6 protein-coding genes and 1 pseudogene are annotated in these 6,153 nt (G+C 64.6%); 5 read left to right on the top strand and 2 right to left on the bottom strand.

The window, feature by feature from the left end; translation table 11 throughout:
• On the bottom strand, positions 1–677 hold a 677-nt coding region (locus EN884_RS21815), incomplete at its 3' end, for a magnesium chelatase domain-containing protein (RefSeq protein WP_164895099.1).
• 174 nt (positions 678–851) lie between these two features.
• Positions 852–1,793 carry a glutathione synthase gene (gene gshB / locus EN884_RS21820; protein ID WP_013528601.1) on the bottom strand — a complete coding sequence of 314 codons (942 nt, stop codon included), beginning with the start codon at positions 1,791–1,793 and terminating at the stop codon, positions 852–854.
• A 300-nt stretch (positions 1,794–2,093) separates the two neighbouring features.
• Between gshB and EN884_RS21825 the strand changes: the two genes are divergently transcribed.
• The 5 genes and pseudogenes from EN884_RS21825 to EN884_RS40290 form a co-directional block, all read left to right on the top strand.
• On the top strand, positions 2,094–3,443 hold the full coding sequence (locus EN884_RS21825; RefSeq protein WP_013528600.1) for an EAL domain-containing protein: 1,350 nt from the start codon (positions 2,094–2,096) through the stop codon (positions 3,441–3,443).
• A gap of 267 nt (positions 3,444–3,710) precedes the next feature.
• A complete protein-coding gene (locus tag EN884_RS21830) occupies positions 3,711–4,478 on the top strand; it encodes an SDR family oxidoreductase (protein WP_063169668.1) in 768 nt (255 codons plus the stop codon).
• Positions 4,475–5,428, top strand: coding sequence for a 2-dehydro-3-deoxygalactonokinase (locus EN884_RS21835; RefSeq protein ID WP_063169669.1), 954 nt, complete (start codon positions 4,475–4,477; stop codon positions 5,426–5,428). The genes EN884_RS21830 and EN884_RS21835 overlap by 4 nt, the downstream gene beginning before the upstream one ends.
• The gene (locus EN884_RS21840; RefSeq protein WP_063169670.1) at positions 5,425–6,066 is read left to right on the top strand and encodes a 2-dehydro-3-deoxy-6-phosphogalactonate aldolase; all 642 of its coding nucleotides are present in this window, start codon (positions 5,425–5,427) and stop codon (positions 6,064–6,066) included. Before EN884_RS21835 ends, EN884_RS21840 begins: the two co-directional genes overlap by 4 nt.
• Positions 6,063–6,153, top strand: a pseudogene (locus EN884_RS40290) (SMP-30/gluconolactonase/LRE family protein); the annotation flags it as partial. The gene EN884_RS21840 and the pseudogene EN884_RS40290, both read left to right, overlap by 4 nt.

A 6,153-nucleotide genomic window follows, 5' to 3' on the forward strand; every position in this document is an offset into this window, starting at 1 on the left:
AGCATCGATTGGCCCGAGCCGGGCGGGCCGATCATGAGAAGATTATGCCCGCCGGCGGCCGCCACTTCCAGCGCCCGCTTGGCGGTCTCCTGGCCCTTGATGTCGGCGAGGTCGGGCAAATCCAGCGCGGCGGCGTGGATGCCGGCCTCGGGGCGCGACAGCACCTGCGTGCCGCGAAAATGATTGGCGATGGCAATCAGGCTGCGCGGTGCCAGAATGTCGAAATCCTTTCCAGCCCAGGCCGCCTCAGGTCCGCAGGCGAACGGGCAGATCAGGCCTTTGCCCTCGGCATTGGCGGCGATCGCCGCCGGCAAGGCGCCGGCGACCGCGGCAATCGTGCCGTCGAGCGACAATTCTCCAAGTACGACATAGCCGGCCAGCATGTCGCCCGGAATGGCGCCAAGGGCAGCCATCAGGCCAAGCGCGATCGGCAGGTCGTAGTGACTGCCTTCCTTCGGCAGGTCGGCCGGCGCCAGATTGACCGTGACCTTCTTCGACGGCATCGACAGGCCTGAAGCATGCAGTGCGGCCTGCACCCGCTCGCGGCTTTCGGCCACCGCCTTGTCGCCCAGGCCGACGATGTGCATGTTGACCTTGCCGGGCGCGATCATCACCTGCACATCGACCGGCACGGCCTCGATGCCCTGGAAAGCGACCGTGCGAACCCGCGCCACCATTTCTTTGCCCCCAGGCCACAACCCACGCGATGGCCAAGAAATGGCCCCACGGGCAGACAATCACAAATCCTCGGTCAAATCAAGAACATTACGGGAACATGTGAGCGCGTGGGTTGCAGCCGAATTGAGCGCGGTTGCAAAAACGGAACATGGTTAAGACAAAATGAAAACGGCTTACCCGCGCTTGTCCTCGACCGCGTCCCAGAACAGGCTGGCGATGTCGGCGCCGCCGAAGCGTTTGACCTCGCGCACGCCGGTCGGCGAGGTGACATTGATCTCGGTCATGTAGTCACCGATGACGTCGATGCCGACCAGGATGAAGCCACGCTCCTTCAGCGACGGCCCGATGCGGGCGCAGATCTCGCGTTCGCGCGCCGTCAGCTCGGTCTTTTCGGCGCGGCCGCCGACATGCATATTGGAGCGGGAATCATGTTCGGCGGGCACCCGGTTGATGGCGCCGACCGGCTCGCCGTCGATCAGGATGATGCGCTTGTCGCCCTTGCGCACGTCCTTGAGATAGCGCTGCACGATATAGGGTTCGCGAAACATCTGGCCGAACATTTCCAGCAGCGAGGCCAGGTTGCGGTCGCCCTCCAGCAGATGGAAGATGCCGGCGCCGCCATTGCCGTAGAGCGGCTTGACGATGATGTCGCCGAACTCCTTGCGGAAGGCGGCAACTTCGAGTGGATCCTTGGTGATCAGCGTGTCCGGCATCAGGTCGGCAAATTCGGTGACGAAGATCTTTTCCGGGCTGTTGCGCACCCAGGCCGGGTCGTTGACCACGAGCGTCTTCGGGTGGATGCGCTCCAGGATGTGCGTGGTGGTGATGTAGTTCATGTCGAAGGGCGGATCCTGGCGCAGCAGGACGACGTCCATCTCCGACAGATCGGTGCGCACCTTCTCGCCCAGCGAATAGTGGCTGCCTTTCTCGTCGCGCACCTGCATCTCCTCAATGCGGGCAAACACCTTGCCGTCGCGCAACGACAGCCGATCCGGCGTGTAGTGGAACAGCTCATGGCCACGCCGCTGCGCTTCCAGCGACAGCGCGAACGAGGTGTCGCCGGCGATCGACACGGTGGAGATGTGGTCCATCTGGACGGCGATTTTCAGCTTCATGGCGGGTCTCCGGCGGCTCTGATGGGCGACTGTCCTGCCTGTACAGGCTCACTGCCCGTCTGCCAATCGCGACCTTTTGAAGATTGGCATCAGCAAGTCGCAAGCTCGGCCCTGCCGGTCATTCCGTGACAGGAGCCAGGCTGCGCGTCCTCGTTGTTCCTTGAGCCCGAATGCACACCTCACATCGATCCTTCGAAACAGGTCGCGGTTGCCCATGGAAAATCGATTTCGCGATACGTTTCCTAAAGGGTTTGCTGCCAGTCTGAAAATAAATTCCGAAGTCACAAAACAGGGACACCGATGCAAACTTCGTTTGGCACCGGTCAGGCAAACAGGGAGAGCACGGATCTGGCATTCACCGATCCGTTGACCGGGCTTGGCAACCATCGCCGCTTCTTCGACAAGGTCGATCGGCTGATCGCCGACCGAGCCGACGATCCCGCGCCCTTTACCGTCGGGATTCTCGACCTCGACGGCTTCAAGCCGATCAACGATCTGTTCGGCCACAAGGCCGGCGACGACATCCTGATCCAGGTCGCGATGCGGCTGCGCGCCTCTATGGACGGCTATTCCACGGTCTGCCGCATCGGCGCCGACGAATTTGCTTTTCTCTATCCGATGGTATTCAGCGAGGACGCTGCGGCCGAAAAGTCGCGCATGCTGATCGAGATCCTGTCGGCGCCCTACGATGTCGGCGAACGCACCGCCAGGCTTTCGGCCTCGGTCGGCTGCTCGTTGTTCTATTCGGGCGACGAGACCACGGAAATCCTCATCAACAAGGCAGAGACGGCACTCTACCACGCCAAGCGTTCCGGCCGTGGCCGCGTCGTCGTCTACACCCGTGAGATGGAAGAAGCGGCCAAGCGCGTCACCCGCATCGAACAGGCGCTGCGCCGGGCTGTCTCGGCCGGCGAAGTGGAGCCGCATTTCCAACCCATCGTCGATCTCGCCACGCGCCGCACCATCGGCTTCGAGACGCTGGCGCGCTGGACCGACCGCGACCTGGGTTCCGTGCCGCCGACCGTCTTCATTCCCATCGCCGAGGAGCGCGGCATCATCGGCCCGTTGTCGCAGCTGGTGCTGCGCAAGGCGACGGAGGCCGCCAGAAGCTGGCCGAAGGACCTGTTCCTGTCGTTCAACCTGTCACCCTCGCAGCTCGTCGACCAGAACACCGGCCTGCACATACTGGCGATCCTCGACCGCACCGGCTTCGATCCGCGCCGGCTGGAGATCGAGATCACCGAGACCGGCCTGATGAACGACCCGGCCTCGGCCGCGCAGATCGTCGAGGATCTGCGCCGCGTCGGCATCCGCGTCTCGCTAGACGATTTCGGCACCGGCCAGTCCTCGCTCGGCCGCTTGCGCGAATTCCATTTCGACAAGCTCAAGATCGATCGCGCCTTCGTCTCCTCCATTCTCGACGACAGGCCGTCGGAACACATCATCCGCGCTATCCTCGCAATGTGCGAAGGGCTCGGCATGGACGTCGTCGCCGAAGGAATCGAGCAGGAAGCGCAGGCCGATCGCCTGGTCCAGTTTGGCTGCGCCGGCGGACAGGGCTATCTGTTCGGCAAGCCGGTCGATGCCGACGCCACGCTCGGCTATCTCCGCGATTCCTTCCGCGGCGCCCTGCGCGCCAAGGCGATCTGACCGGCGGTCCTCCGAGATCCCCAACCCCGACGGTGCTGCCGTGCGCATCCGGTGCGGCGCATTGTCGTTTTGTCTGACATAAGCCCTGAAATTCGGCGGTTCGCCCTTGCCCGCGCGCCTTGCGTGGCTAGGATGCGCGCCGATCACGCTACGGCGCCGCGCGTCTTTCAAGACGCGCAAAGGACGCTGTAGCATTTAACATTTGCGCATGATCCCTTTCCGAAAATCGATCCGATTTTCGGGGTCATGCGCTGGGAGACAACAACGATGATGCCATCGGCGCATTTTGCCGACCTCGAAGGAGCCTCGGTGCTGATCACCGGCGGCGGCTCCGGAATTGGCGCGGCACTGACCGAGGGTTTTGTGCGCCAGGGCGCCAATGTCGCCTTCATCGACATCGCCGACGGCCCAAGCACAGCTCTTGCCGACCGCATCGAGAAAGAATTCGGCCGCCGGCCGCTCTACCTCAAGACCGATTTGCGCGATGTCGAGGCCCTGCGGGCGTCCGCCGCGAAGGCTGCCGAGGCGCACGGCGATGTCACCGTGCTGGTCAACAATGCGGCCTGGGACGAACGCCACGCCGTCGAAGACGTGACGGTCGAGTTCTGGGACAACAACCAAGCCATTAATCTGAGGCCGCATTTCTTCACCGCGCAAGCGGTGGCGCCGGGCATGAAGCGGGCCGGCGGCGGCTCGATCATCAACTTCACCTCGACGTCCTATCTGATCAACCACCCCGACATGCCCTCCTACACGGCCGCCAAGGCCGGTATCCTCGGTCTGACCAAGGGGCTGGCCGGCAAGCTCGGTGTGGACGGCATCCGCGTCAACGCCATCGCACCCGGCTGGGTGATCACCGAGCGGCAGAAGGAGCTCTGGGTGACCGAACAGGGGCTTGCCGCCCATGTCGCCAAGCAGTGCATAAAACAGGTGATGCAGCCCGACGACATCGTCGGCACGGTGCTGTTCCTGGCCTCGGACGCTTCGCGCATGCTGACGGCGCAGATGCTGATCGTCGATGGAGGTTTCCTGTGAGCCAAGCCGGCAACGCACCGGCGGTCGCCGCCGTCGACTGGGGCACGACCCGCATGCGGGTCTGGCTGATCGACGGGCAAGGCAAGATGCTTGCCGAACGCCGCGGCGATGACGGCCTGATCACCGCGCAGCAAAAGGGCTTTTCGACCATCCTCGAAGGGCATCTGGCGGCGATGGGAGCACCAGCGGCGCTGCCCGTCATCATCTGCGGCATGGCCGGGTCCCGCCAGGGCTGGCTCGAAGCGCCCTATGTCACCGTGCCGGCGCCGCTTACCGCCATCCTTGCGGGCGCCGCCAGCGTGCCCGGACAGAGCCGTGACATCCGCATCGTTCCGGGTCTGGCCCAGCGGCTGACTGACGCGCCCGACGTCATGCGCGGCGAGGAAACCCAGCTTGCCGGCGCCGGCCTGCCGGCCAGGGGGCGCCAGTTGGTCTGCATGCCCGGCACCCATTCGAAATGGGTGCTGGTCGAGGATGGCGCCGTTACCGGCTTCGGCACCTGGCCGACCGGCGAGCTGTTTTCCGTGCTTGCCGCGCACTCGATCCTGCGCCATTCGCTCGGCGAACATCCGAAGCCCGTCACATCGGACAATCCGTTCTTCCGCCGCTGGTGCGAAACCGCATTGGGCGAAGGCGGCGATATCACCTCGCGACTGTTTTCGATCCGGGCCGCCGGCCTGCTGCAGGATCTGAAAGCCGACGATGCCGCCGCCTGCCTGTCCGGCCTTTTGATCGGCGGCGAGATCGCCTCCGCCAGCCGCCGGCATGGCGCCGGCGCCGAACCCGTGGTGCTGATTGCCTCCGGCGCGCTGGCCGCACTCTACCAGGCCGCACTTGGGCTTGCTGGGCTTGAGCTCCGGGCCGTCGACGCCGACGAGGCAGTGCGTGCCGGTCTCGTCGAGGCGGCGCGCGAGAACGGCATGATCGCCAGAATTGGAGTTGCCCGATGAGCCAGACCGCACCGTTTCCAAAACTCAAGCGCGGCCTGGTTGCCATCCTTCGCGGGCTCAAGCCCACCGAGGCGATGGCCATGGGCCAGGCGCTGTTCGACGCCGGCATCGAGGCGATCGAAGTGCCGCTGAACTCACCGCAACCGTTCTCGTCGATCGCCCGCATCGTCCAAGTGCTGCCGAAAACGGCGCTGGTCGGCGCCGGCACGGTGCTGACGCCGGCCGATGTCGATGGCTTGCACCAGGCCGGAGGGCGGCTGCTGGTCAGTCCCAACATCGATGCCGAGGTGATGGCGCGCGCCATGCATTACGGCATGGTGACGATGCCCGGCGTGTTCACGCCGACCGAAGCCTTCCTGGCGATCAAACTCGGCGCCTCGGCCCTGAAATTCTTCCCGGCGAGCGTGCTGGGCACCGGCGGTATTTCCGCGATGCGCGCGGTGTTGCCGGCGCAGACATTGGTCGGCGCCGTCGGCGGTGTCTCTGAAAAAGATTTTGCCGGCTACAAGGCTGCCGGCGTGACCGCCTTTGGTCTGGGCTCCAGCCTGTTCAAGCCGGGCATGAGCGTCGACGAGGTGGCCGCGCGTGCGCACGCTGCCGTCGCGGCCTGGGATGCGGTGTTCGGAGAAGCAGGATGAGCGAAGCGATCGTTTCGGTTTTTTCCGATCACGTCTGCCAGCTCGGCGAGGGGCCGAGCTACGATCCCGCCACCGATACGCTCTACT

Origin of the sequence: Mesorhizobium sp. M7A.F.Ca.AU.001.01.1.1, from assembly GCF_004022735.1 — a bacterium.
Classification (GTDB): Bacteria; Pseudomonadota; Alphaproteobacteria; order Rhizobiales; family Rhizobiaceae; genus Mesorhizobium; species Mesorhizobium ciceri.